This window comes from Arsukibacterium indicum, assembly GCF_019100565.1.
Classification (GTDB): domain Bacteria; phylum Pseudomonadota; class Gammaproteobacteria; order Enterobacterales; family Alteromonadaceae; genus Alishewanella; species Alishewanella indicum.
Window position 1 is genome coordinate 19,193 of the sequence record NZ_JAHRID010000005.1, and the last position, 26,281, is coordinate 45,473.

20 protein-coding genes and 2 pseudogenes are annotated in these 26,281 nt (G+C 48.6%); all 22 read left to right on the forward strand.

The features are described 5' to 3' along the window. Window position 1: 1 nt before the first annotated feature. The 22 genes and pseudogenes from tagF to KQY15_RS11460 all read left to right on the forward strand — a co-directional run bounded on the left by tagF (window position 2) and on the right by KQY15_RS11460 (window position 26,280). Window positions 2–700 carry a type VI secretion system-associated protein TagF gene (tagF, locus tag KQY15_RS11355; protein WP_308160241.1) on the forward strand — a complete coding sequence of 233 codons (699 nt, stop codon included), beginning with the start codon at window positions 2–4 and terminating at the stop codon, window positions 698–700. Between the two features lie 18 nt (window positions 701–718). Continuing rightward, on the forward strand, window positions 719–1,489 hold the full coding sequence (locus KQY15_RS11360; RefSeq protein WP_217669323.1) for a PP2C family protein-serine/threonine phosphatase: 771 nt from the start codon (window positions 719–721) through the stop codon (window positions 1,487–1,489). A gap of 78 nt (window positions 1,490–1,567) precedes the next feature. After that, complete coding sequence (gene tssA, locus KQY15_RS11365) at window positions 1,568–2,659, forward strand: type VI secretion system protein TssA (protein WP_217669324.1); 1,092 nt, start codon at window positions 1,568–1,570, stop codon at window positions 2,657–2,659. A 57-nt stretch (window positions 2,660–2,716) separates the two neighbouring features. Further along, entirely contained in the window at window positions 2,717–3,217 is a 501-nt protein-coding gene (gene tssB / locus KQY15_RS11370; RefSeq protein WP_097109783.1) for a type VI secretion system contractile sheath small subunit, read from the forward strand. A 1-nt stretch (window position 3,218) separates the two neighbouring features. Then, window positions 3,219–4,712, forward strand: a complete 1,494-nt coding sequence (gene tssC / locus KQY15_RS11375) for a type VI secretion system contractile sheath large subunit (RefSeq protein ID WP_217669325.1) — start codon at window positions 3,219–3,221, stop codon at window positions 4,710–4,712. A gap of 54 nt (window positions 4,713–4,766) precedes the next feature. Beyond that, window positions 4,767–6,302: a type VI secretion system contractile sheath large subunit gene (tssC, locus tag KQY15_RS11380; RefSeq protein ID WP_217669326.1), complete on the forward strand. Its 1,536-nt coding sequence runs from the start codon at window positions 4,767–4,769 to the stop codon at window positions 6,300–6,302. A gap of 10 nt (window positions 6,303–6,312) precedes the next feature. After that, window positions 6,313–7,167 carry a type VI secretion system accessory protein TagJ gene (locus tag KQY15_RS11385; RefSeq protein WP_217669327.1) on the forward strand — a complete coding sequence of 285 codons (855 nt, stop codon included), beginning with the start codon at window positions 6,313–6,315 and terminating at the stop codon, window positions 7,165–7,167. A 35-nt stretch (window positions 7,168–7,202) separates the two neighbouring features. Next, window positions 7,203–7,661, forward strand: coding sequence for a type VI secretion system baseplate subunit TssE (gene tssE, locus KQY15_RS11390; protein ID WP_254795669.1), 459 nt, complete (start codon window positions 7,203–7,205; stop codon window positions 7,659–7,661). Further along, window positions 7,661–9,493, forward strand: coding sequence for a type VI secretion system baseplate subunit TssF (tssF, locus tag KQY15_RS11395; protein ID WP_217669329.1), 1,833 nt, complete (start codon window positions 7,661–7,663; stop codon window positions 9,491–9,493). Before tssE ends, tssF begins: the two co-directional genes overlap by 1 nt. Window positions 9,494–9,503: 10 nt before the next feature. Further along, window positions 9,504–10,499: a type VI secretion system baseplate subunit TssG gene (gene tssG, locus KQY15_RS11400; protein WP_217669330.1), complete on the forward strand. Its 996-nt coding sequence runs from the start codon at window positions 9,504–9,506 to the stop codon at window positions 10,497–10,499. A 20-nt stretch (window positions 10,500–10,519) separates the two neighbouring features. Beyond that, window positions 10,520–13,144, forward strand: a complete 2,625-nt coding sequence (gene tssH, locus KQY15_RS11405; protein WP_217669331.1) for a type VI secretion system ATPase TssH — start codon at window positions 10,520–10,522, stop codon at window positions 13,142–13,144. Between the two features lie 309 nt (window positions 13,145–13,453). Beyond that, complete coding sequence (locus KQY15_RS11410) at window positions 13,454–13,933, forward strand: Hcp family type VI secretion system effector (protein WP_217669332.1); 480 nt, start codon at window positions 13,454–13,456, stop codon at window positions 13,931–13,933. A gap of 101 nt (window positions 13,934–14,034) precedes the next feature. Beyond that, window positions 14,035–15,849 carry a type VI secretion system tip protein TssI/VgrG gene (gene tssI / locus KQY15_RS11415; RefSeq protein WP_217669333.1) on the forward strand — a complete coding sequence of 605 codons (1,815 nt, stop codon included), beginning with the start codon at window positions 14,035–14,037 and terminating at the stop codon, window positions 15,847–15,849. A gap of 64 nt (window positions 15,850–15,913) precedes the next feature. Further along, on the forward strand, window positions 15,914–16,204 hold the full coding sequence (locus KQY15_RS11420) for a PAAR domain-containing protein (RefSeq protein WP_217669334.1): 291 nt from the start codon (window positions 15,914–15,916) through the stop codon (window positions 16,202–16,204). 25 nt (window positions 16,205–16,229) lie between these two features. Then, window positions 16,230–17,279, forward strand: a complete 1,050-nt coding sequence (locus KQY15_RS11425; RefSeq protein ID WP_217669335.1) for a hypothetical protein — start codon at window positions 16,230–16,232, stop codon at window positions 17,277–17,279. Next, window positions 17,264–18,253: a hypothetical protein gene (locus KQY15_RS11430; protein WP_217669336.1), complete on the forward strand. Its 990-nt coding sequence runs from the start codon at window positions 17,264–17,266 to the stop codon at window positions 18,251–18,253. Before KQY15_RS11425 ends, KQY15_RS11430 begins: the two co-directional genes overlap by 16 nt. A gap of 14 nt (window positions 18,254–18,267) precedes the next feature. Then, window positions 18,268–22,410 carry an RHS repeat-associated core domain-containing protein gene (locus KQY15_RS11435; protein ID WP_217669337.1) on the forward strand — a complete coding sequence of 1,381 codons (4,143 nt, stop codon included), beginning with the start codon at window positions 18,268–18,270 and terminating at the stop codon, window positions 22,408–22,410. Next, window positions 22,410–23,012 (forward strand): hypothetical protein, encoded by a 603-nt coding sequence (locus KQY15_RS11440; protein WP_217669338.1) that lies wholly within the window; start codon window positions 22,410–22,412, stop codon window positions 23,010–23,012. Before KQY15_RS11435 ends, KQY15_RS11440 begins: the two co-directional genes overlap by 1 nt. Window positions 23,013–23,419: 407 nt before the next feature. Further along, window positions 23,420–23,530, forward strand: a pseudogene (locus KQY15_RS11445) (transposase); the annotation flags it as partial. A gap of 68 nt (window positions 23,531–23,598) precedes the next feature. Continuing rightward, on the forward strand, window positions 23,599–24,762 hold the full coding sequence (locus tag KQY15_RS11450; RefSeq protein ID WP_217669339.1) for an IS3 family transposase: 1,164 nt from the start codon (window positions 23,599–23,601) through the stop codon (window positions 24,760–24,762). A gap of 10 nt (window positions 24,763–24,772) precedes the next feature. Then, window positions 24,773–25,737 (forward strand): annotated as a pseudogene (locus KQY15_RS11455) (IS3 family transposase); the annotation flags it as partial. A 159-nt stretch (window positions 25,738–25,896) separates the two neighbouring features. Beyond that, on the forward strand, window positions 25,897–26,280 hold the full coding sequence (locus KQY15_RS11460; protein WP_217669340.1) for a hypothetical protein: 384 nt from the start codon (window positions 25,897–25,899) through the stop codon (window positions 26,278–26,280). Window position 26,281 lies beyond the last annotated feature (1 nt).

Consider the following 26,281-nt stretch of genomic DNA (forward strand, 5'->3'; position numbering starts at 1 on the left):
TGTGGCAAGCGTTGGTATTTGCGGCAAAGTGGTCAGTCAGGGCGACTTTCTGGCGCAGGGACTCGATGTTGCTTTTGTTGACAGCTGGAACGAATGGCTACAAGCAGTATTGGCGGTCAGCCGTGAGCAACTGGCTGAGAGCTGGCTGGAGACATATTTAACCAGCCCGGTCTGGCATTTTGCGTTATCAGCCGGGGTGTGTAGTGATAAGGCAATGGCGGGAACCTTAATGCCGTCGGTCGATCAGGTTGGCCGCCATTACCCTTTTACTCTGGCCGCTGAGCTGGCCGTTACCCCGGTTCAGGCGTGGCATGAACAGGATTGGTGTGGCCCGCTTGAGCAGCAGGCGCTGGCAACGCTGGAGGAGGGTTTTAATTTGCAACATTGGCTGAAAACCCTTGCAGATACGCCCTTTGCCTGGCCAACATCGCCGCGGTTTAGCGTCAGCCAAAGCAGTAACGAGGCTATCCGCCCGGCCTGGACAATCAGTGCCAGTCAGCCGTTGGACACTATTGCGCTGCTTCATCAGAGCTATTTACAACAGTTTTCCAGATACTGCCTGTGGTGGACTGCCGGCTCTGACAAGGTTGCACCCTGTCTGCTGGTTACATCTGGTTTACCCCAGGTAAGTCAGTACGCAGCCATGCTTGACGGCGACTGGTCACGCTGGAACTGGCAGCAAAAACATATTCAATATTAATCCGGACGGTTTCAGTTTATGCAAATTGCTTTTCATGCCCAGAGTCACAAGGGGTTAGTTCGACAACTTAACGAGGATGCCTGCCTGGCGCTGCCAGAAGCAGGGGTGTGGGCGGTGGCGGATGGCATGGGTGGCCATGCTGCCGGCGATGTGGCCAGTCAGATGGTGATGGATATGTTAAAAACAGTGGTCGATGGTGCTGGCAAGGCATTAACCACTGCGATGCTGAGCCAGGCCTTACAAAATGCAAATAAAGCGCTTGTTCAATACAGCAAGCAGCGGTTGTTTGGCACCATGGCCGGGTCAACGGTTGTCGTGCTCTTTATTCAGCCTGATCGTTATCATCTGTTGTGGGCAGGGGACAGTCGTTGCTATTTGTTGCGTAATAATAAGTTACAACAACTGAGCCACGATCATAGCCAGGTAAACGAAATGGTAGCACAGGGGCTACTTGCTGCCAGTGAAGCTGAAAGTCATGAACTGGCGAATGTTATTACCCGGGCTGTTGGCGTGGATACTGAATTAGACGTTGCAGTGGTATCTGATCAATCTGTACCAGGTGACTTATTTTTATTGTGTACAGACGGATTAACAAAAGAGTTACCTGATAATGAAATTTTCCAGTATTTACAACATGATGATTTAGCCGATGCCAGTAAAGCATTGCTACATTCTACGCTGGTTGCCGGGGCTAAAGACAACGTCACCAGTATCTTGGTAAAGCTGCAAAGTATAAGTAATGTTAACTCAAGTGATAAAACCATACCGTTAAACTTAAAAAATGTATAAATATAGTTTGCATTGTTGTTATTTGGTGAACTATAAAGTAACATATTTTGCTGTTAATGGTTTAAATGGTTAATTGTGATGGATCGCAGTGAATTAATAGATTTTGATATGTTAATTAACCCCGTGGCGGCCCAGGCCACCGCGGGCATTGATCCACGCAGTGATATTTCTCCCACCTCGCAATATTACACGTTAAAAGATGTTCGTAGTCAGGCCCGGGCAAATGAGCGGGCGATGCTGTTTGAAGACGACGATTTCCAATCATTGGTGCTGGACTGGCGGCCACTGGCTCAGGCCTTACCCGATATTCTGATGAACCAGAGCAAAGATCTTGAGTACGCAGCCTGGCTGATTGAAGCCTGGTGCCGGACAGAGGGCTTTGCCGGTCTGGCTGCAGGTTTTAAAGCGACCCGGCTTCTTATTGAACACTTTTGGCAGGATATTTATCCGTTGCCGGATGACGAGGGCATGGAGGCCCGAATCGCCCCTTTGATTGGCCTTAACGGCTATGAAGGCGATGGTGCACTGATTACCCCAATTCTAAGTATTCCGCTGACCGAAGTAACGTCGGTTGGCTGCTTTGCCTGCTGGCAATATGTGCGCGCGGCAGAATTATCGCGTAAAGACGAAACAAAACAAAAACAACGCGCCGATGCTGGAATAGCAAGCCTTGAGCTTATTCAGCAGGCTGTACAGGAATCTACGGCGGGTTTTTATCAGCAGTTATTTAACGACATTCAGTTGGCTATCGCCGAATTTAAATTATTGTCGGATGCGATGGACGCAGCCATGGGCGGCGAACCACAGCCAACAACCGCAATAAGCAAAGCGATGCAGAAATGTCTGGATGCGGTGACCTACCTGGCAGCAGATAAACTGAAAGTAACAGACGATAGCGCCGCAGTGGCCGATGCTGACGGTGAGATTGCCAATTTAAGTATTAATACTGTTGATGAGCAGCTGCAGTCACGCCAGCAGGTTATTCGCTCGCTGCAGCAAGCTGTCGAATTTTTCCGAAAGACTGAGCCTCATTCGCCAATGTCCTACGCGCTTGAACAGGTGATCCGCTGGAGTGATCTGACATTGCCGGAGCTGCTGCAAGAGCTGATTGACGATAGTAATACCCGAAACAATTATTTTCGTCTGGCGGGGATACCGCAGACTAAGTAGTGCAACCGGCCAGCGTTGCCTGCGCGGCCACGACAGACAAATGATAGGAGAGAGTAAATGGAAAGTATTCACAGCAAGTTGTCACGGGTGCGCAAACCCAGAGTCCACATTACCTATGATGTTGAGACAGAAGGTAACGCAGTTAAGAAGGAATTGCCTTTTGTCGTTGGTGTAATGGGCGATTTTGCCGGCCACAACACCCAGGCGCTGAAGCCACTGAAAGACCGTCGTTTTGTCCAGATTGACCGCGACAACTTTGACGAAGTGTTAAAGCGGATGAACCCGAAGCTTAATTTTAAAGTGGAAAATAAGCTGGCCGGTGATGGCAGTGAGTTTGCTGTAGATCTGGAATTTAAATCAATGCAGGACTTTGAGCCTGCTGCCATTGTCCGGCAGGTTGAACCACTGGAAAAACTGATGGCAACCCGGAATAAACTGCGCGATTTAATGACCAAGATTGATCGCTCTGAAGATTTGGAAAATATCCTGGAACGGGTACTTAACAGTGATGCTGACCTGCAACAACTGGCGCAGGAACTGAACTTAGAGGACAAATAAAATGAGTACGGAAGCCTTAGCACAAAGCCATGAAAGCGGCAGCGCAGAATTAGCATCGCTGCTTGATCAGGCCATCGGAGCCACCAAACAAACTGACGCATCCCGCGCCGAAGAGCTGATTCGTACTCTGACTGAAGAAGCGATGAGCGGCACAGTCAGCTGGAACAAAAACCTGACCGTAACCTTTAATGAGGCCATCAGTCGGTTGGATAGTCTGATATCTGATCAGCTGGCGGCCATTATGCATGCCGAAGACTTTCAGAAACTCGAAGGCAGCTGGCGCGGTTTGAATCACCTGGTAACAAATTCTGAAACCGGCAGCTCGCTGAAGATCCGCATGATTAGCATGAGCAAGAAAGAGCTGTACAAAGATTTAAGCAAAGCGGTGGAGTTTGATCAGAGCCAGACCTTTAAAAAGGTGTACGAGACTGAATTTGGCACCCCTGGCGGCGAGCCTTATGGCGCCATCATTGGTGATTACGAATTTACAAACCATCCGGAAGATATTGAAACGCTGACCTATATGTCAAACGTATCTGCCGCTGGCTTTTGCCCGTTCTTATCCAGTGCGTCGCCGGCGTTATTCGGCTTTGATGAGTGGACTGAGTTGTCGAAACCGCGCGATCTGGAGAAGATTTTTGAATCGCTGGAATACACGAAATGGCGTTCATTCCGTGACAGCGATGATTCGCGCTTCGTTACACTGACGATGCCACGGGTACTTGCCCGTCTGCCATACGGCAGTTCTACCAGTCCGGTGGAGGAGTTTGGCTATGAAGAGTTTGAACTTGATACCCAGAAGGCCGTCGCCAAAAATACTAACCATAACCATTATTGCTGGATGAACGCCGCCTATGTGCTGGGCAGCCGGTTGACGAATGCATTTGCTCAGTACGGTTTCTGCACGGCAATACGGGGTGCTGAAGGCGGCGGCAAGGTAGAAGGCCTGCCATCACATATCTTTATGAGTGATGATGGCGACCCGGATTTGAAGTGCCCAACTGAAATTGGCATTACCGATCGGCGTGAAGCTGAACTTGGTAAAATGGGCTTTTTACCACTTTGTCACTATAAGAATACTGATTATGCAGTGTTTTTTGGTGCTCAGACCGCCCAAAAGCCGAAGAAATACGAGAGCCCGGAAGCAACGGCTAATGCTGCTATTTCTGCCCGTCTGCCTTATCTGATGGCAACCTCCCGTTTTGCCCATTATTTAAAAGTACTGGCCCGCGACAAAATTGGCAGCTTTATGGAAGCCGAAGATGTGGAAGTGTGGCTCAACCGTTGGATCCTAACCTACGTTAACGCCTCAGAAGGAAGCGGCCAGGAAGTGCGTGCCCGCTATCCGCTGGCTGATGCCAAAGTGCAGGTTCGTGAGATCCCGGGACGACCGGGTTCTTACAACGCCGTGGCGTGGTTGCGGCCATGGCTGCAACTGGAAGAATTGTCTACTTCGTTACGTTTGGTAGCCAAAATTCCGGAAATGGGCAGCTAAGCCAGGCTGGCTGAGTATTAACAGCGGCTTTGTTGAAGTAAGGACGGACAGGTCATGGTTGACGCAGTTAAGTTTGTTACCGACACAGTTTTCGATATCGAGGAAGACTGTAAGGCTTGTCCGTCTTATGCCAGCGCGGCGCGCAAGGGATTGCTCAGCCGGTTTTTGCGTGAATCGGATCCGTTAAAAGCAATATTGTACTGGTTACAGCACATAGAAAGTCGGCCATGCATCAGCGCAGCCTTTGTTACCCCGGTGCTGGGGCGGGCCATTGCTGAAATTGACAATCTGATTAATCGGCAAATCAATGTCATTTTACATTCCGCCCCCCTGCAAGAGCTGGAAGCAAGCTGGCGTGGTCTGTTGTACTTAACTGAGCAGGCTGAGCGATATGATCGCGAGCAGAAAGTAAAAGTTAAATTAATATCCCTGTCATGGCCTGAACTGAGTAAAGATATCAACCGGGCAATTGATTTTGATCAGAGTGATTTTTTCAAACTTATTTATGACAATGAATTTGATATGGCAGGTGGTGAGCCTTTTGGCGTGATTATTGGCGATTATCAGATAAGCCATAAGATCCGCCGCGGCCAGAGCATTAATGATCTGGACACCTTAAAAGAAGTTGCCCGTACCGCCGCCGCCGCATTCGCGCCTTTTATTACCGCCGCTCATCCGTCACTTTTCGGGGTTGATCATTTCTCTGAACTTGGCCAGGTAGCTGATATCGCCAGCCAGTTCAAACAACCTGAATATGTAAAGTGGCGGGCACTGCGTAATATGGAAGATGCGCGGTTTTTAGGCCTGGTGCTACCGCAGGTACTGATGCGACCACCTTATAAAGATGATGGCAGCCGCAGTGAAGGCTTTGTGTTTAAAGAGCAGTTCAGCCGGCCGCAGCGCGATTATTTGTGGGGTAATGCTGCCTGGGCGTTTGCCGGCGTACTGGTGCGGGCTTATAGCGAGTCGGGCTGGTTTGGGCAGATCCGGGGTATGAAAGCAGGGCATTATAACTTTGGCCTGGTGAGCCATTTGCCAGTCAGTCAGTATGAAACTGATAAGTATCAGTCTTTTAACAAGCCATCGGTAAACTTGCTGGTGGGACACCGGTTTGAGGCTTCGTTATCCGATGCTGGCTTCGTGCCGCTTTCGGCCGTGCCTTACAGTGATTTCTATGCATTTTACAACAATGCCTCAGTGCAGGAGGCAAAAGCCTACGACAAAACTCTTTCTACGGTGAACGCCCGTTTATCTGCCATGTTGCAGTACATCTTATGCGTAGCCAGGTTTGCCCATTACATCAAGGTTATTGGCCGTGACAAAGTTGGCGGCTATGTTTCGGCAGAAGAATGTGAGCAGGAGTTACAGCGCTGGTTGCATAACTATACCACCGCCTCAGAAGATGCCTCTTATGAGGTTAGAGCCCGCAGACCGCTGCGTGAGGCCCGGATAAAGGTAAAAGAGAAACGCGGCCAGCCAGGTCGTTACTATTCAGTTATTCAATTGCAGCCGCATTTTCAGCTGGACCAGATGGTGACATCAGTAAAATTAGTCGCGGAGCTGTCTCCGAAACAAAAGGCGTCAGCCTGAGGAAATTTTTATGAAAGAACTTAATTCATTAATCAGTAGCGGTCAGCTAAAGGGCGCATTAGAGCACGCATTAACGGTGCTCAGAGATGACCCGCTGAATGCCCAGATGCGCGCAGTATATGTTGAGTTGCTGTGTATTGCCGGTGAGCTGGATAAAGCCGATGCCCAGCTGGATATGATAGTACGTCAGCACCCGGATTTTTTACTGGGCGCAGTCAATGTCAGGCAGTTAATCAGGGCTGAAACTGCCAGGCGGGATTTTTACCAGGGCGGCATGACCGCTACCTTATTTGGTGAACCTGCACCCATGTTCAGCGCTTTGCTGCGGCTGCGTTTAGCGCTGCACGAACAGGATACCAGCGCTGCAGCGCTGGCGGCGGCAGAAATGGAGCAGTTGCGGCCCCGGGTGGCGATGGAGCAGGCTGGACAATTGCATACCGATATTCGCGATCTGGATGACAGTCTGGGTGGTTATCTGGAGTTGTTTGGTACTGATGGTAAATATTACCTGGCCGGTTTTGAGCAGATAGCCAGTTTAAAGTTGCATCCGCCGAAAAGCCTGCTGGATATTATCTGGCGGCGGGTTGATATCAGTATTATTGATGGCCCTCAGGGTGAAGCATTTTTGCCGCTGATTTATGTTGCTGCGACAGCGGAAAACGCTGTTAGCAGCAGTGATCCGTCGCTTAAGCTTGGCAGGGAAACCGACTGGCATGAGCACGATGCCAGATTGGTTACCGGCAGTGGCCAGAAGATGATTTTACTGGGTGAGCAAGCCGTGGCGCTAAGTGATCTGGTTGAGCTGGATGCGCGCAGTGACCAAAATGAATACGCCGTATCTGCTACGGCAGCATTGGCTGAATAATCTGGATGAAAGTGCATCAGAAACAGGCGCTGCAAATGTCGCTGCTTGATCGGTTGATAGATGAAGCACCTGGCCTGAAGGATTCGGGCCGGCAACGTCGTGGCTTTGATTTAAAAGCGTTACGCCAGAGTGTCCGGCGTGATCTGGAAAACCTGCTCAACACCCGGGTGCAATGGCATGTCTGGCCCGAGAGCTACAGTGAGCTTTCGCAAAGTTTGCTTAACTATGGCCTGCCGGATTTTTCAGTAATGGTTGTCGATTCAACTGAAGGTCGTCAGCAACTGTGTCGGGCGGTGGAGCAGTGTATCCGCCGTTTTGAACCCCGCTTTGTTGAGGTTGAAGTGTCTCTGCCAGACGAGCAGCAAAGTATTGAACGGGTGCTGCGGTTACGCATTCAGGCGCTGTTGTACGCAGATCCGGAGCCGGAACACATTATGTTTGATTCCGAAGTAGAGCCGGTTCACTTAGGGCTGACCATCAGGGATTATCAGTAATGAATGATGAGTTGTTGAAGTATTACAATCGTGAGCTGACTTTTATTCGCAGGATGGGGGCCGAGTACGCTGAAAAGTACCCGAAAATTGCCGGCCGCTTGCGGATAAGTGAAGAAACCGTGGAAGATCCGCATGTATCACGGTTGATCGAAGCTTTCGCCCTGCTAAGCGCCCAGATCAGGCAAAAGTTAGACGATAGTTTTCCGGAATTAACCGATGCCTTGCTTGGCCAGATGTATCCCGATTATCAGGCGCCAATCCCGTCAATATCTGTGCTGAAGATGGTTAGTCAGAATTTATCGACGTCCGGCATCACCATTAAACGCGGTACAGAATTTGAAACTAGGGCAGAAGGCTTAAAGCCCTGTACCTTTCAAAGTTGTTATAACACCGATATCTGGCCGGTTGAAGTTGTCCAGGCCGAATTTAAAAATGCGCCCTTTCACGCGCCGAAACCGCCCGCCAGTCAGACGGCTAAAGCGTTGTTAAAACTGAGCTTAGCCTGTGAATTTGATAACACGTCCTTCAGTGAGCTGGCCGTTGCTAAGTTGCGGTTTTATCTGAATGGGCAACGCCACCATGTGTACAAGCTGTTTGAGCTTATTGTCCGGCAGGTGATCAGTATCGGGGTGGCGCCGGCCGGGCAGCCTGAGCAGATGCGCTTTTTGCAGCCCCGGCACATTCAGGCTGTTGGCTTTGCAGATGACGAGCAGGTGGTGCCTTACAGCCAGCGCAGCTTCAGTGGTTACCGGCTGTTAGTCGAGCAATTTTTATGTCCGGAAAAGTTTCTGTTTTTCGCGCTGACGGATCTTAACCCGGACTGGCCTGGTGTTGCCGATAAAGTCGATTTGTATTTTTATCTGGCAGAAAGCGCTGATGAGCTGGAACGGCATGTTACCGCCGACAGCGTACTACTGGGTTGTACACCGGTTATTAATTTATTTAAACAGAAGCTTGAGCCGGTTAAGTTAGAGTCGGCCCAGTATGAATACCGGCTGGCGCCGCGTTACCTTGATGCCGATGTCTGTGAAGTGGTGCAGGTGCAGCAGGTTCAGGCATTTGATCCACAGGGTAATGAATTAACGCTTAATCCTTATTACAGCCAGGGGCACCCGGATTATTTGCAGCAGCAACAGTTGTTCTGGCACACCCGGCGGGAATTTGTCGATTGGGCTGGCGGATATGCAGAAGCTGGTACCGAAGTGTATTTATCTATTGTTGACCGTCAGTTTAAAGGGGTAAGCAGCGATGATGAGCAGCAAAACTGGGTAATTCAGGTTAATGCCCTGTGCAGCAACCGCAACCAGCCGGCATATTTGCCTTTTGGTGGTGGAGAGCCGGAATTTGCGATCAGTAAACATGCTGATGTAATTAAGTCAGTTCGCTGTCTGGTCGCACCAACAATGAGTGTTCGTCCGGCATTGGCCGAAAGCAGCCGCTGGCAGCTGGTTAATCATCTTACCCTGAATCATTTCAGTGGCGATGAAGCACTTAGCGTGTTGCAGGAAACGCTGAGACTATATGATTTTCGTTGTACGCCGGAGTCTAAAGCACTGATAGATGGCATTGTTGGCCTGAGCCTGAGCAGCGGCTCGGCCAGAGTTAATCAGCAGGGCCGGATTGCGGTATGCAGCGGCACTGAAATTTTGCTTGAGTTTAGTCAGTCGGCTTATGCGGGTAGCAACGTTTACTTTTTTGCCAATATTCTGGATGCTTTTTTTGCCCAGTACGCCAGTATCAACAGCTACACAAGGCTAACCGTTAAGCTGAAAGAGCACGAGCAGATTTATCATCGCTGGCCCGCCAGAGTAGGCAGCAGGGTGTTGTTGTGAGGTTACCTGCATGAGCTTAGCAACATTAGTGGCCAGCCCGGCAGATTTCGACTTCTACCAGGCGGTATACCAGATAGAGCGCCAGCTGAGTACCGAGCAAAAACAATGGCATGGTGTCGGCCGTGATGCATTTCCAGCGGCAGAGTTAGTCCGGTTTAAAGCAGAGCAGCATCTGGGGTTTGCCGGCCAGCCAATTAACAAGGCCAATGCCCGCAGCAACAGTAATGACAAGCTGGCACTGGAGCTTTATGTCAGTTTTCTGGGGTTAACCGGGCCAAGTGGCGTGCTGCCCCAGCATTATACTGAAATGGTGCTGCAACGTCTGAAGCAGCGCGACGGCGCCATGCGTGATTTCTACGATATGTTTAATCACCGGCTGATCTCATTGTATTACCGGGCATGGGAAAAATACCGTTTTGCCTGTCAGTATGAAAATGCAGATGGCCTGAATGACCCGTTTAGTAAGCTGCTGCAACAATTAACAGGCTGTCGGGATAACCTTGGTTTGTATTACGCCGGTGCGTTTAGTCAGCGTAATCGCCCGGCCCAGTTTCTGCAGCAAATGTTAACAGAGTTAGTGGGTGCTACCGCCCGGGTATTATCACTGACCGGACGCTGGTTAGCTCTGGATGTTACTGAACAAAGCCGGCTTTCTTCCCGCACAATGCCGGAGGGGCAGAGTGGTGCACTTGGCCATACCAGTATGCTTGGGCAACGGGTGTGGGATGTCAGTTCTGCGGTAGTGATTGAGGTTGATGCCCCGCCTGAAAAGCTACCCGACTTATTACCAGGCGCCAGCCGTTATCGGTTAATTCAGCAAATGGTTAGCCGTTATCTTGACCCTCATCTGCAGGTACGGCTGGTTATCAAAGGAAAGCACCAGGATTTTGCCTGCACCCGTTTGGGTAGCCGGCAAACTGCTCTTGGCCGCGGTAGCCGCTTAACTATTCGCGCTGCAATATCGCAGCATCCTGCTCAGGTTGGTTTTAGCCTGAGCCGGCTTTAAACATTGCACAGGAAGCATGTATGTCGACAAGTTCTCTGAAAAGTCTGGTTGAAAAACTTAATAATGATTGTAAGCAGGCACTGGAAGCGGCGACAGCACGTTGCCAGTCACGCAGCCACTATACCGTGGAAATTGAACACTGGCTGGACGCCTTGATACAGCAAGGCAATGCTGATTTTAATTTATTGTTTCGCAGCTTTGGCGTCGATACCGGCAAACTTCAACAGCAGCTGCAGCAAGCGCTGGAGCAGCTGAAAACCGGTAATAACTCATTACCCGGCATATCTGTGCAACTTATCAGCTGGTTAAAAGCAACCTGGCTTAATACCACTATTGAATTTTCTGATCGTCAGATCCGCAGTGCTTATTTGCTGTACACCTTACTACAGGATGAAAGTCTGGCAGGATTAGTGCTGCGCCGGATCCCAGAGCTGGATAACGTTAATCCGGCAGAGTTGCTGCGGGTCTGGCCGAGTCTGGCGGCACAATCAGCAGAGCAGGGCACTGCGCCTGCCATGCTAAACGCTGCACAGAGCGGCAAAACGCTGGCGCTCGATCAGTTTACTATTGATTTAACCGCGCAGGCGCGGGCCGGGAAAATTGATCCTATTGTTGGCCGCGATTTTGAAATCCGCCAGATGATAGATATTTTAACCCGCCGGCGCCAGAATAACCCTATTTTAACCGGTGAAGCGGGGGTGGGTAAAACCGCCGTGGTAGAAGGTCTGGCGCTTAGAATTGCCGCGGCAGACGTGCCTGAAAAGCTGAAGTCTGTAGCAATAAAGGTGCTTGATTTGGCCTTACTGCAGGCCGGCGCCGGCATGAAGGGCGAATTTGAAAACCGCCTTAAAAACGTGATTAACGAAGTGAAACAAAGCCCCACACCGATTATTCTGTTTATTGATGAAGCTCATACCATGATTGGCAGCGGTGGCCAGGCCGGGCAAAACGATGCTGCTAATTTACTGAAACCGGCGTTAGCCAGGGGGGAGCTAAGAACCATTGCTGCCACCACCTGGGCTGAGTATAAAAAGTTCTTTGAGAAAGATGCAGCTTTAACCCGACGTTTTCAGGTGGTTAAAGTTGAAGAACCCAGCCCGGCTAAAGCCGTGTTAATGATGCGCGGCTTACTTAAGGTAATGGAACAGCACCATGGTGTCAGTATTACTGATAAGGCGCTGCAGGCTGCAGCATACTTGTCAGATCGCTATATAAATGGCCGTCAGTTGCCCGATAAAGCAGTGGGTTTGCTTGATACAGCCTGTGCCCGGGTGGCGATGAGCCAGGATGCGGTGCCCGGCACGGTAGAGGATCAGCAGCGAAGGGTAGACCAGCTGCATAGCGAAATCAGCGTGCTGCAACGAGAGCAAACTCTGGGCGTGCAACATACCAGTCAGCTGGAGGAATTACAGCAGCAACTGGCAGCGGCACAAATTACACTGCAAGAGTTGCAGCAACAATGGCAAACCCAACGCGAGTGGGTAATGCGCGCTCGTGAGCTGGCTGCAGCCCTGCATAAGGCTGACGCTGACGCAGAGCCCGGTACTGCTGCGCAGCCCGAAAAGGAACAGCTGTTACAGCAATTAACTGAGATCCGGGCATCATTAGCGGAGCTTGCCAGCCCTATGGTGCACTGGCAGGTGACAGAGCAACTTATTGCTGAAGTGGTGGCAGACTGGACCGGCATTCCACTTGGCAAAATGCATATCGATGAAATTAATAATGTACTGGCGTTGGAGCAGCACCTGGCTGAAAGAGTTGTGGGCCAGCAACATGCATTGGCGCTTATTGCCCGAACAGTGCAAACCTCAAGGGCGCAACTGGCTGATGAAAAGAAACCAAACGGCATTTTCCTGCTAACCGGGCCAAGTGGCGTTGGTAAAACTGAAACCGCGTTGGCAATCGCTGAGCAGGTGTATGGTAGCGAAGAAAATCTGACCGTTATTAATATGTCAGAGTTTAAAGAAGAGCATAAAGTATCACTGCTGCTGGGCTCACCCCCGGGCTATGTCGGTTATGGCGAAGGGGGCATTCTGACCGAGGCGGTGCGGCGCAAACCATACAGCGTTGTATTACTGGATGAAATGGAAAAAGCCCACCCCGGGGTGCAGGATATTTTTTATCAGGTTTTTGATAAGGGCACCATTAAAGATGGTGAAGGCCGTGATATCGACTTTAAAAACACCATTATAATTATGACGTCAAATGTGGGTACCGACACCACTATGCGGTTGTTTGAAGATCCTGATACTGCGCCGTCAGTTGAAGGCCTTGGCAAAGCACTAAAAGATGACTTACTGCAAATTTTTAAGCCAGCTTTTCTGGGACGTTTGAATGTCATTCCGTATTTGCCTCTGGCTGACGATATTCTGGCAAAGATTAGCCGCCTGCAACTGCAACGGATTGAAAAGCGTCTGCAACAACATTACGGCGCGGCTTTCAGTTATCAGCAGCCGGTGATTGATGCTATCGTCAGTCGTTGTCAGGACGCCGGCTCCGGTGCCCGTACCATTCACAATATTCTGCAAAACAGTTTGTTACCAGAGTTGTCGGTGTTAATCCTGCAACGCAGTGCCCGGCAGCAACCCATCGGGCACGTTACTCTGCGTGTTACTGATGAACATTTCGACTTTGCTGTTGATTAAATATTACATTTATTAAACAAATATGATTTCAAGCTATCATGAATATAGCTTGCAATCTTTAAGGTTAAAAATAGATATAAATAGTTAATTAAAAGTTGATCATACTTACTTTGAATGTATAATTTGTTCAGTTTAAAAAAGTGCTTTACCGACAAATTCCGCTTTAATGTTTAAACATTGTTAATTATGTTTGCTGTACGCAGAGTGGTTGAAGGGAGTGTTTTTTTGGCGTTTGGCCGGGGTGTGGTTTGCCCGGGTTTATACCTGTCCTGAGTGGACACTATTTTAAATATGCAAAAGGAGCATAGCATGCAAGCAAATACCTACCTGCAGTATGGCGCGATCAAAGGCGAATCAACCGCTGATGAATTCAAAGACATGATCACCGTACTATCGATGGATTGGGGTTCTCACCGTGAGTTAACTTCATACACCGGTACTGCGATGGACCGTGAAGCCAGCTCTACCCGGTTAAACGATATTGTTATTACTAAACTGCAAGACAAAGCATCACCGGATTTATTCAAAGAAGCCACTATCGGTAAAGGCCAGAAGGCAGTATTTCACATTACCAAGCAGGGCGACAAAATTGAAGAAATCATGAAAATTGAACTGACTGATGCCATGATCAGCAGCTATCAGATGTCAGTTTCTGGTGACCGTCCGGTTGAAACTATCGTAATCAGCTACACCGAGCTGATGATGACTGTTACACCTACTGACGATAAAAACAACGTTACTGCTCCATTGGTATACGGTTACAGCGGTGTTAAAGGCGCCAAGCTGTAAGTTGCAGCTGCAGTTGGCGCCCTGTGCGGTGCCAGCTGCATTACTTGTTATTTATGATAGCCCGGAATTTTTACCAATCCATTCTTGATTGAGGCATACGGATGCAAAAAGCTACCCAGGATGAGAACAGCATCAGAATTGATACCCCTTTGGGTAAAGATGCACTTTATCTGACCCGGTTTGTGTTAGATGAAGGGATCTCCCGGTTATTTTCGGTGGCGGCCACGGTGTATACCAATGGCCAGGAAATTGCAGCTAAAGATTTGATTGGTAAAGAGGTCTGTATAACGCTTGAAATGGGCAATGACAGCCAACGTTATGTGCATGGCGTTGTAGCCAGCTTAACATCATTGGGTTTAAGGGTTAATAAAGACGCCGGTGACAACAAGTTTCGCGACTATCACCTTACTATCGTTCCCGCCGCCTGGTATATGCAGCATAAGGTGAATAGTCGCATTTTTAAAGCACAGAATGTACTGAAAATTGTCGAAACCCTGGCATCTGAACATGGTATTAAACTGGATGCCAGCGCCAAAATCAGCAGCAGTTATCCTGATTATGAATACAAAGTTCAGTACGAAGAAGCCGATTTCAGTTTTATCAGCAGGCTGCTGGAGCAGGAAGGCATTTTCTATTTTTTTGAACACAGTAAGGGCCAGCATAAACTGATCCTGGCTGATAAAGCATCAGCGTACGAACCCTGTATCGAGAAAAGCGTTAAATTTCACACCGGCACGTTGGCAGAAGCGCATATCAGTCAGTGGCAAAAGGCGCTGCGGATGGTACCGGGGAAATTTGTCGAGCGCGGTTACAATCTGGAAAAACCAAAAGCGCTGCCTACCGGTAGCTATGACAACGGCAGTCTTATCAGCAAACATGCTGACTATGAAATATTTCATTACGGCGCAGAGGCCGATACCCATAAGCGCTCGAAGGCAATTGCTACCCTTAGGTTAGAAGCGCTGCAACGGGATATGGCCATGCAGCAGGGCGCCAGTAGTTGTCGTAGTTTCACCGCCGGTCGCACTTTTACCATCAGCGAACATGAAGATAAGGCAGAAGAAGGTAAGCAGTATGTGATTACCGACTTGCGGTTAGACGCAGCAGTGATTAACCAGGCTGGCGCAAGTCAAAGTGCAGAAAACCTTATTACCAACAGTTTTCGTTGCGTGCCAAAAGACGTGGCATACCGGCCGTTATTGCAAACCCCGAAACCCCTGGTAAAAGGGGTGCAAACGGCGACGGTAACCTGTAAAGGTGGCGAAGAGATATCAGTTGATAAGCTTGGCCGGGTTACGGTGAAGTTTCACTGGGATCGCAGTGATATTACTGATAATGAAAGCTCTTGCCCTATCAGGGTTAGCCAGAATTGGGCGGGAAAAAAATGGGGTATGTTCTTTTATCCGCGCCGGGATCAGGAAGTATTGGTTGAGTTTTTAAATGGCGATCCGGACCAACCAGTGATTATCGGTGCCGTTTATAACTCCGATCATATGCCGCCATATGACCTGCCCGTTGCGAAAACCCAGAGTGGCGTTAAAAGCCGCTCCAGTGAAGGGGGCGGTGCAGGCAATTTTAATGAAATTCGTTTTGAAGATAAAAAAGGCGATGAGTTGCTTTATCTGCATGCAGAAAAGAATTTCAAACTGCAGGTGGAAAATGATCAGCAGATTAATGTTGATAATGACAGCACCCGGCTAATTAAAGGGAATGATAAGGACACCGTTAATAAAGACCGTACCAGCACCATTGACGGCGCTGAAACCCATAAGGTGGGTAAGTCGCTGACAATTGAAGCAGGCGATGCAATTACCATAAAAACCGGTGCCGCCTCGATTGCGATGAAAAGCGACGGCTCTATTGCCATTAAAGGCGTAAAAATTACCATTAATGGCGCCAAGGTCAGTATTAATTAACTATCAGCCCTGGCCGGTATTACGATAGCGCCATAAGTTAACGTTAATGTTATGCAGGTAAAATATGAGCAAACCCGCTGCGATAATCGGTTGTATGCACCTCTGTCCTAAAACCACAGGCCAGGTGCCGCATGTCGGGGGCCCGGTATTGCAAGGCTCACCGAATGTCAGTATTGCAGGAATGCCTGCAGCAAGAAAGGGCGATAAATTACTGTGCGTCGGCCCGCCTGACAGTGTTAGCAGCGGTTCTGCTACGGTATTTATTAATGGCAAAAATGCTGCACGCTTAGGTGATGACACCGCCCATGGCGGCAAAATTGTGGTTGGTGTGCCCACTGTGCTGATTGGTGGCTGAGTAATGGCGCAAGCAGGTTTAAGAAATGATGCACACCTATACTGATCTGGCCGAGCGCACCCACTTACTATGGTTGCAGCGGTTGGCTCTGACAAGCAGTGATTACGTTACCCTTAGTCAGCTAAAGTTGCATGATAACCGGCTGCTGCAAAGTGTCAGATTATGTCAGCGATATCTGAGTGGTAGCGATCCCGAATTGCCATTATGGCTTAACGCTTTGCTGGATAACCGGGTTGCAGATCTGGGCACAGTGCTAACCATACCACTGCCGCTTTCGGCCCAGGCTTTGCTGGCTGAACTATGGCTGGCATTACATCAGAAAACCGCGAGCCATTACGTTCAGCAGTATCAGCGGCCGGAGCAAAGCCCGCTGCTCTGTTTATTAGTAAACAAAGCACTGGCGGCAAATTTGTACCAAGCAATGCAGGCACTGGATTTAAGAAGCGCAGTGCAGCTGGCCGGCCAGTTCGGATTAACAGAGCAACGTGGGCTGTTACAGCAGTTTTCTTCAAAGCCCGGAACCAACTCAACGCTTTTGGCCGAGCTGAATTACAGCTTATATTTGCTGGGGCAACGTACCAACGAGTTTGATTTAGTGCTGTCGCTGCAGCAAGCAGAGTGCCTGACACCAAGGCAGCTGCAATTACTGTTATTGGCGGCGCCTGCTGAGGATAAAGTCAAAATAGTTAATGCGTTGTCTGTCATTGATATCGGCCTGGCGATCAATGCGATGGGGTTTAGTGGTCAAACTAAATTTTTGCCTTTACTGCATGAGCTTACAACCGATCCAGCGTATCAGGGAGCTGCGCAAAGTGCGCTTATTACCATGTCCGGTAATCTGAGTGCCGAGACCCTGCAAATGCGCGACCCACTTACAGTAAACGGCGTGCAGCACAGTAGCAATCAGCATCTGATTGGCGGCATGACAGCTGAAACGCTGAATTTACCGGCACTATGGGCTGATGGTAATCAGTATCAGCGCTTTGCTGCGGCAGCACTGCTGGTTTTACAGCAACCGGGTTTGGCGCTGGCTGAGCCAAACAGCTGGCAGGGAGGGTTATGGCCAGTTGCATAGCGCTGAAACAACATGCGGTAATTGTGGGCAAAACATCTGATACTGACTGGGCATTGCAGCTGGATGTGATGCCGGTGGATCCAATACTTATCCAGCAGGCAGGCCAGTTGCGACAAGTTAACACTTTAAGCGGCATCGATGCTGCGCTGCCATTTAACAGCAGGTTACTGGCAATGTTAACCAGACTATTGGCTCAGTTTGAACCCGGCCCGGCTAATGCACCGGTATTGTTAGTGCTACCCGAGCTGTTAGCAAATGAGACAGTATTGTCTGCTTTTGTTCAGCAGTTACGACAACAGTTTCCAACGTTGTTAAGTCATGGCGGATGTCAGTTATTCCCCTACGGCCGAAGTGCAGGTCTGATGGCACTCTCAGCGGCCAGACAACTGCTGGAAAGCGGCGAGCCTGTCGTCTGGATCATTGGCCTGGATAGTCCGGTGGCATTGCTGCAAACAATGGGATCAGAGCTATCAGCATCTGCTGCCCAGCAGCTAATTTCTGAGGATCAGCAGGTGGAGCAGGTAGTATGGTCTGAAGGCGCGATAGGCATGGCATTGCAGCACAGCGATACCGGGCTTAGCTGTCAGTATCTGGCGTCAGATGCCACGGTAGGTAACGATGTTGATGAGTTGGCGCTGGCTCAGCTGTTTAAGGGAGCAGCGTCACAGGCTGGCAGCAGTATGGCGCAGCTGTATATGCCCGATAATGGCTTAAGCGAACTAACAGCTTGCTGGCAACCGCATTATCTGCATCTGGCGCCGGTAATCAGTAAAACAAGTCAATTGTGTTTTCCAGCCTATACCACCGGTGAACTGGGGGCTGCAGGCGGACTTTACCGGTTTTTACTGTTATATCTCAGTTATAGCAATGCAAGCCAAAGTGGTTTAAGCCTGCAGTGTGAGATCTCTGAGCGATTATATCGCGCAGTGGCCGTTTTTAGCTGGCAGAACGCCGGCAGCTTATCTGAAAATTAAGGACAATTACTGATATGGCTGTGCACTCGTTAACCCTTAAATCCCGTTCGGGCAAAATGTTTCTGTTTTGTACTGAAAGCCAGGGGCAAAGCGGCACAGTTTTGCAGTTTGCCAGCTGTGACGCGGCAAGCCAGTGGATTAGGCAATCATTCGATCGCCATCCAAGCCAAAGTGACAGTATCCGTAATGTTTATCAGTGGTTTTCCGGCCAATTGTCGGCGAAAGATTTGCTGGCGCCCTGGAGTGCAGTACGTGACGCTGAATTATGCCGCACCCTGGCAACTGCGGTGCTGGAAGGCAAGCTGCTTATCTTGCAGCAACCGGAGAGAACAGCGGTTTTAACTGCCCCGCAGTCGGTTACCCCTGCGCCTGCCAGCAGCAAAACCCTCGAGCGTGGTGGCAAAGCCACTGACAAAACCCCGACGACAAACTCCAGTGTAGCCAGCGGGTTGGCTGGCACTAATGCGGCAAATAACCCGACGCCGGCAACGGAAAATGTGGAAACTTGCGGCGATCCTGTAGCAATGTGTACCGGTGAAGAAATTCTTGAACTTACTGATTTTGAGCTGGCCGGGCCTTTGCCAATGCAATGGATCCGAACTTATCGCTCGAGCCAAAGCCATCAGAATATTGGTTTTGGTTACGGCTGGCGCAGTAATTTCAATTTATATATCGACACCTTGACGGCTGACGACGGCACCGTTGCCCTGCAGTTAGTTAACGAGGAAGGGCGGCGGCTACACTTTGCCAGGCCTGAACCGGGACAAACCAGTTATCAGCTGGCAGAAGAGCTGGCACTGCGCTCGGAAGCTGATGGCAGCCTGGTGTTACTAAAACCAGATAATACCCATTGGGTATTTGTGCCCGCTAACAGCAATGCCGGTTCTGCTAAGAGCAGGCGCTGGCTGTTACATCAGGTGATGGACAGTGTCGGGCGCCACTTACAGCTTTACTATAATTCGCAAAGCCAGTTAAGCCGGATAGATTACACCGGTAAAAAAGGTATTGAGCTGCATTACAACAGTGCTGGCTTACTCAGCCGGATTGAAGCGGTAAGCCTCAGTAACCCAACTGAACAGCCCGGCAAAACAGCGCAAACTCCGCCAGTGGTGCTGGCACAGTATTGCTATAACGACGATCAGGAGTTAATCAGCGCCGCAAACAGTGCTGGCCAGACCGAAAAATATCAGTACAGCCAGCGTTTATTAACAGTGCGGCAGCGGGCCAGCGGCTTCTGCCATTACTTCAGCTGGCAGGGCAACGGCCCGGCTGCCCGGTGTATTCGTAACTGGGGTGACGATGGCATTTATGACTATCGTTTCAGTTATGATGATAAAACCCGCAGTGCCAGTAGTATTGATGGCAACGGCCATTGCTGGCAGTACTTTCACAATAAACGCAATCTGCTGATTAAGAAGGTGGCACCAGATGGCTCGACCTGGCAGTACAGCTGGAATGCACAGGGTAAAAAAACTGCTGAGACCACGCCTGATGGCAGTACCACCCGTTTTTATTACAACGAAAAAGGCCAGCTGGTTACCCGGGAACAGGCCGATGGTGCCATTACCCATTTCCAATACAATGAGCTGGGCCAGCGCAATGTCATTATTGATGCAGAAGGCCGTCAATGGCGCCGTGAATATAGTGCTGCAGGCTTATTGTTGTCTGAAATTAATCCTGATAGCTCGGTTACGCGTTATCAATACAGTGGCAATAATCAGCTTGAAAGAGTGTATCTGCCCGATGGCAGTACTCAGCGTTTACTCTGGAGTGACGAAAGTCAGTTGCTGGCACTAAAGCATAATGACGCGCTAACCCGCTACAGTTATGACAGCCTGGGCCGGTTAAACGGTGTGGTCGATGCCAGTGGTCTGGTAACAGAGTACCATTACAACCCTGCCGGTAAACTACTGAAACAGGTGCAATACCCGGCTGATAGCGCAAGCCGGGCTGATGCGCCAGTATTGGAGCAATACTTCAGCTACGATGAAAGTGGCCGTTTGCTGAGCACTACCAATGCCAACGGAGATATCGTTGAACGCCAGTACGGCGGCTTAAGCCAGCCTACCAGCTTACTGCAGGCCGATGGCAGCGCTTTTCATTACGAGTACGATAACGAGCGTAACTTGACAGCTATTATGCGCAGCGACGGTGCCCGTTATCAGCTTGATTACGATGCATTGGAGCGACCGGTACGACTGCAGGGCTTTGATGGCCGCCAGCAACAGTTTCAGTATGATGTTAATGGTAACGTCGCCAGCGTTCGTGATGGCAGTAAGCGGCAGCTTAAAGTAAAACGCGACAAGTGTGGCCGTATTGTCGAGCAAACCGCATTGCATGGCCAGAACCTGACCAGCAACCATTTCCATTACGATAAAATTGGCCGGGTATTGCGGGCCAGTAACGGCCAGCGCAAATTGCGTTTCAGTTATCATTTAAACGGCCAAGTAACGGAAATATGGCAGGATAACAGCTGTATTGCGCATCAGTACAATCAACAGGGAAAGCGCAGCAGCACCACATTGCCGGATGGCAGTCTTATTGATTATCGCTATAACGAAGAGGGGCAACTGACACAACTGGCTGTTAATCAGCAACCTTTGTTATGGCGCACATTTGACTGTGCCGGACGCGAAACCGCCCGCGAGTATCAAAGTGGTTTGTTGCTACAGCAGCAGTTTGATGCGTTTAACCGGCTAACCTCGCAGCAGTGGCAGCGGGGCGAGCAAACTCAGCAGCGGCAGTACAGTTATTCGCCATTACATCAGTTGCAAAAAGTAACGGATAACCAGCTTGGTGATATTGAATATCAGTACAATAAGCTGGATCAGCTAATCAGCAAGCAACATAGTGCAGACCCCAGCCAGAACGAAAGCCATCAGTGGGACAGCTTTGGTAACCCGCAAGGCGACGGTATTGAGGTTAAACAGGACAGGTTGCTGCGCTATCATAATAAACAGTATCAGTATGATGACAGCGGCAATCAGATACATGCTGTCTCTGGCCCTGCCGGTCAGCAGCGCGAGTTTAACGGCTTAAACCAGCTCACCAGCGTAAGTTGTAACGGTGCCATCAGCCGTTACGAGTATGACGCTTTTGGCCGGCGCAGCGCGAAAATCAGCGACGGTGAGCGCACCGAATACTTCTGGGATGGTGATAAGCTTATCGGCGAAAACCGGGCTGGTGAATATAGCTGGTTTATATATGAGCCAGGTAGCAACAAACCTCTGCTGTTACTGAAAAATGGTGCGGTGTATTACTATCAGCTGGACCAGCTCGGCACGCCGTTGTCACTTACCGACAGCAACAACAACATAGTCTGGCAAGCCAGCTACTCAGTTTTCGGTAAAGCGACCGTTACGCGTAACGAAACTGATAACCCAATCCGCTTCCAGGGCCAGTATTTTGACAGTGAAACCGGGTTACACTACAACCATTTTCGCTACTACGACCCCGAAACCGGACGTTTTATCAGCCAGGATCCAATAGGCCTACTCGGCGGTATTAACCACTATCAGTATGCGCCTAATCATGTGAATTGGATTGACCCGCTGGGGTTGAGTTGTAAGGAGGGTAAGCCGCGTTACAAAATAACTGATCTTTTGCCTGGGTATATAGGTGAAAATGATCCAGACAATTGTAATCGTTGGAATAAACCTAATGTAGTTGAATACCTTAATGAAAAACAAAAACTAAGTTTTGAACTTGAAGTCAGTAATGGTTTACTAGTAAACAAAATTTCAGGTCAGCCTTTCGATACGGGGGAGTCAATTTCAATTTGGGGTGGTGCTATATTTATTATGGAAGCCGACGGTCGCATATATGCTTCTAATTATCAAGAACGAGAGATATTTCATCATTCTTCGTTAGCGAGTGGTTCTGCCGTTGCATCAGCGGGTACCTTGCAAGTCATTGATGGATTATTAACTGAAGTGAGTAATAAGTCAGGTCACTATGAAACGACCCAAAATCATAATAATCAGTTTTTCGAGGAATTAGAGAGCCGTGGCATGAAAAAGGAGTTTTTAGATAAAGTTAAAAGAACTGGATATAGACAAGACGGCTTTTCAATGAATGAAAAAACTCATGCAGACTTTAGAAGAGCAGAGAGTTGGCAGACGGGTGAGGAAATTCCTGATGACTGGATGGATTTTTAATGATTAATAACTTACCAAGAAACGTGTTTTCATTTTTACATACTATGTGGGGGATTATCCCTAATAAAAACTTTACATTTCTCTCACCAAAAAAAATTAAAGAAGCTAAAAAAGATTTAGCTAAACTTACTGAAGATTGTAAAGCGATAATTTGGATTCTTTCCCACAAAGATGCAGACTACACTGAGACCGTTGCGAAATGTTATACCAGAGAAGATGTTTGGCATTTTGCTTCTAGTACAGCGATAATTTTTGAGCATGAAAAAATATTTGATTTTTGTGGTATAAAATTCGATCGAAAGAAATTAATAAGTGAAATTAGTGAAAATGATGTTTTGAAATTCTACGTGGATTACCCTCCAGAAATAAATATAATGAGATATTTATATAGTAATTGCAAAGATTCAAAAGCTTTAGAAAGTGATATTTCTGATAAATTTATGGGTAAAACTCTGAATATGCTACAGGCTATAGAATCAATGTCACATTTTGATTCAGTCGATTATGCAATTGCTCTTGAAGATTATGATCATCCTGAACGAGCTGAAAAATTTTTCCGAACTTTAGAACAAACACTCAATGAAACTATCACTAAACAGTAGTAACAAATCGTTATGTAGATTAGGGTAGATCAGTTCAGAACACAAGTTGATTTAGGACAAGCATTTTACACCTTTGACGTGAGTTCCCCTACAGAAGTATTAGTGATTAAATCACTACAGGCTAAAGTACTCGAGAGAACATATGCGAGTTTTAAAGACAAAGGCTTTGATATAGCAGGTTACGACGTAATCTTGTTGGAGAACGAACAGGTTTGGATAGTCGTCTATCAACCGTCCGATTATCCGGTCGGCCAAAGAGGTAGTGTGGGTAAAAAAGTTTTTACTGTAGAGGTAGATAAAACTAATAACAATGTCATTAAATCGTATTACTCCTGACCTTTCCCCCAAATTTAAAACCATGACATCGATGAGATTTCCAATAAAATGGAGCCAATGGAGATCTCAAAATGAAAAAGCGTTACACCGAAGAGCAAATTATCAAAGCTATCAAGCAGCATGAAGCCGGGGCAAAGGTCGACGACATTTGCCGTGACATGGGCGTTTCTGTTGGCACGTTCTTGTAGTGGTCTAATAAAACCGGACACCATTTTAGGTGGTAAGATTACCACGTTAGAAGAGGTGTTCAATGGCAAAACAACGTCGTACGTTTTCAACAGAATTTAAGCGTGATGCTGCCGGTCTGGTGCTTGACCAGGGCTACAGCATTGCAGAAGCAGTTAAGTCCCTTGGTGTTGGTGAGAGTGCACTTCGCCGCTGGGTAGAGCAGCTTGAGCAAGAGCGCGGTGGTGTCACACCGAAGGCAAAGGCTCTGACGCCGGAGCAGCAGCGAATTCAGGAGCTGGAGGCCAGAGTCAACAGGCTGGAGCGGGAGAAGTCCATACTAAAAAAAGGCAACCGCTCTCTTAATGTCAGACGAGTTCGAACGTACACGCTGATAGACCAGTTAAGAGAACATGAAGCGGTAGAAGTGGTCTGTGAGGTGTTTGATGTGCCCGTCAGCAGCTATTACGAACATAAGCAGCTCAGTAAGCAAATCAATGTCGAACGGTTAGAACAGCGCAGTAAAATCAAAGAGCTGTTCAAAGCCAGCCGTCATTCTGCCGGTAGCAGAACCTTGCTTGGCATGATGCGGGAGCTGGGTTATGAGATTGGTCGCTTTAAAGTCATGAGCCTGATGCGGGAGGCAAAGCTCATCAGTAAGCAGCCGGGACCACATCGTTACAAAACGGCTCAGGTTGAACGGGTTGATATTCCTAACCATCTCGACAGAGAATTTGATGTCAGCGCGCCTGATAGCGTGTGGTGTGGTGATATTACCTACATCTGGGCAGAAGGCCGGTGGCACTATTTAGCTGTGGTTTTGGATTTGTACCGTCGTCGTGTTGTTGGCTGGGCGTTATCGGCCAGGCCTGATGCAGAGCTGGCGATTAAAGCACTGGATATGGCGTATGAGCAACGTGGCAGACCGCAAGGTGTGATGTTCCATTCTGACCAGGGCAGCCAGTACGCCAGCCGCTTATTCCGCCAACGGCTGTGGCGTTATCGGATGACGCAAAGCATGAGCCGCCGGGGTAATTGCTGGGATAATGCCCCAATGGAACGACTGTTCAGAAGCTTAAAGACTGAGTGGGTGCCGGTAACCGGTTATATGAGCAAAGCAGAAGCACAGCGTGATATCAGTTTTTACCTGATGGATTATTACAACTGGAGCAGGCCACATCAGTTCAACAATGGTGTGCCACCGGCAAAAGCTGAGGATCTATCTAATTTACTGTCCGGAATTAGTTGACCACTACATCTACAACTGGCGTAGCAAGTATGCTGGATTGGAAGTGAACGAAGCCAAGCGGCTGAAGGAGCTTGAAGTCGAAAATAATAAGCTTAAAAAGATGCTGGCTGACAAGATGTTGGAAGTCGAAGCCATGAAGGATGTGCTGTCAAAAAAGTGGTGACGCCAGCGGCACGGAAACCGGTTGCTCAACATCTGATTGACGCATTTCGTCTGAGTGAACGGGTGGCCTGTAAGCTGGCGGGGGTAAGCCGAACGGCATTTCGCTACAAACTTAAGACAAGTGCAGATAGTGGCCTCAGGAAGCGCTTAAAGGCACTGGCAACGCAATACCCACGCTATGGCTATCTGATGCTGCATGGCTTGCTACGCGGCGAGGGCTGGGTGAAGAATCGTAAACGCACGTACCGGCTTTACACCGAAGAAGGCTTACAGGTTCGGACGAAGAAACGCAAAAAACTGACCCGGCCGCGACAGCCGATTGAAGTACCAACAGCCCCTAACCAGCGTTGGTCAATGGACTTTGTGTCAGACCAGCTTAGTAACGGCAGACGCTTTCGGGTGTTGAATGTGGTGGATGACTATTCGCGTGAAATGGTTGGTCAATTAGTTCAAGTGTCTATCAGCGGCAGACAGGTGGCCAGATTCCTGAGCCTGCTGATTGAACAACGCGGTAAGCCTGGCAAGGTGGTCTGTGACAACGGAACTGAATTTACCAGCAAGGCTATGTTCTTCTGGAGCAAAGAAACAGGTGTCACTTTAAGTTTTATTCAGCCAGGTAAGCCGACGCAGAATGCGTTTGTTGAGAGTTTGAACGGTAAATTCAGGAACGAATGCCTGAACCAACACTGGTTCAGAACACTGGATGAAGCCAGATATGAAATCGAGTTATGGCGTGAGCACTACAACAATGTACGACCGCATAGCTCATTGAATTACATGTCGCCTGTTGAATATGCAAAACAGGCAGCATAAGCTGGAAAATCTCATCACGGGATTGGTATTAATTCCGGGGAAAGGTCACTCCCGATAGGTAGTATCTGTGTTGACCGAATTGGGAGCAGCCTGTCAGCACCTTTGAGGTAAATAAACTTATGACGATTAACTAGTTGTTGCTGGCAAATGGATAAAAGCATGATATTCGAAAATGCACGTGGAGGCATCTATATTCATGGAAATACTGAAATTAATATTCCCGATTATGACCCTAGCCAAATATTTTCTGCTGAAGAATCCGAATTTAAAGCCAAACTGATCGATGCACTAGTTAAGTGTTACCGCACTGGACTGTTAGTTAATATTCGTAGGCATATTGCTGTTTCTAAAGTATCAGAGTTCTCAGAGAAATGTATGTTTGAATGGAACAATGAACAGGTCTCACTTGCTGATGCTGAAATAATTATTAAAATGAATATCGAGATTTACTATTTTAAAACATCTCTGATTTATAATGTTTTTAGACATGGCTACAAACCAGATAATTGTCTGATTAATATTATCATACAGCAATTTGGATGAG

What these genes read in the sequence shown, in the direction of transcription:
- KQY15_RS11360 (WP_217669323.1), top strand. Translation starts at nt 719, where the DNA reads ATGCAAATTGCTTTTCATGCCCAGAGTCACAAGGGGTTAGTTCGACAA.
- tssA (WP_217669324.1), top strand. Translation starts at nt 1,568, where the DNA reads ATGGATCGCAGTGAATTAATAGATTTTGATATGTTAATTAACCCCGTG.
- tssB (WP_097109783.1), top strand. Translation starts at nt 2,717, where the DNA reads ATGGAAAGTATTCACAGCAAGTTGTCACGGGTGCGCAAACCCAGAGTC.
- tssC (WP_217669325.1), top strand. Translation starts at nt 3,219, where the DNA reads ATGAGTACGGAAGCCTTAGCACAAAGCCATGAAAGCGGCAGCGCAGAA.
- tssC (WP_217669326.1), top strand. Translation starts at nt 4,767, where the DNA reads ATGGTTGACGCAGTTAAGTTTGTTACCGACACAGTTTTCGATATCGAG.
- KQY15_RS11385 (WP_217669327.1), top strand. Translation starts at nt 6,313, where the DNA reads ATGAAAGAACTTAATTCATTAATCAGTAGCGGTCAGCTAAAGGGCGCA.
- tssE (WP_254795669.1), top strand. Translation starts at nt 7,203, where the DNA reads ATGTCGCTGCTTGATCGGTTGATAGATGAAGCACCTGGCCTGAAGGAT.
- tssF (WP_217669329.1), top strand. Translation starts at nt 7,661, where the DNA reads ATGAATGATGAGTTGTTGAAGTATTACAATCGTGAGCTGACTTTTATT.
- tssG (WP_217669330.1), top strand. Translation starts at nt 9,504, where the DNA reads ATGAGCTTAGCAACATTAGTGGCCAGCCCGGCAGATTTCGACTTCTAC.
- tssH (WP_217669331.1), top strand. Translation starts at nt 10,520, where the DNA reads ATGTCGACAAGTTCTCTGAAAAGTCTGGTTGAAAAACTTAATAATGAT.
- KQY15_RS11410 (WP_217669332.1), top strand. Translation starts at nt 13,454, where the DNA reads ATGCAAGCAAATACCTACCTGCAGTATGGCGCGATCAAAGGCGAATCA.
- tssI (WP_217669333.1), top strand. Translation starts at nt 14,035, where the DNA reads ATGCAAAAAGCTACCCAGGATGAGAACAGCATCAGAATTGATACCCCT.
- KQY15_RS11420 (WP_217669334.1), top strand. Translation starts at nt 15,914, where the DNA reads ATGAGCAAACCCGCTGCGATAATCGGTTGTATGCACCTCTGTCCTAAA.
- KQY15_RS11425 (WP_217669335.1), top strand. Translation starts at nt 16,230, where the DNA reads ATGATGCACACCTATACTGATCTGGCCGAGCGCACCCACTTACTATGG.
- KQY15_RS11430 (WP_217669336.1), top strand. Translation starts at nt 17,264, where the DNA reads ATGGCCAGTTGCATAGCGCTGAAACAACATGCGGTAATTGTGGGCAAA.
- KQY15_RS11435 (WP_217669337.1), top strand. Translation starts at nt 18,268, where the DNA reads ATGGCTGTGCACTCGTTAACCCTTAAATCCCGTTCGGGCAAAATGTTT.
- KQY15_RS11440 (WP_217669338.1), top strand. Translation starts at nt 22,410, where the DNA reads ATGATTAATAACTTACCAAGAAACGTGTTTTCATTTTTACATACTATG.
- KQY15_RS11450 (WP_217669339.1), top strand. Translation starts at nt 23,599, where the DNA reads ATGGCAAAACAACGTCGTACGTTTTCAACAGAATTTAAGCGTGATGCT.
- KQY15_RS11460 (WP_217669340.1), top strand. Translation starts at nt 25,897, where the DNA reads ATGATATTCGAAAATGCACGTGGAGGCATCTATATTCATGGAAATACT.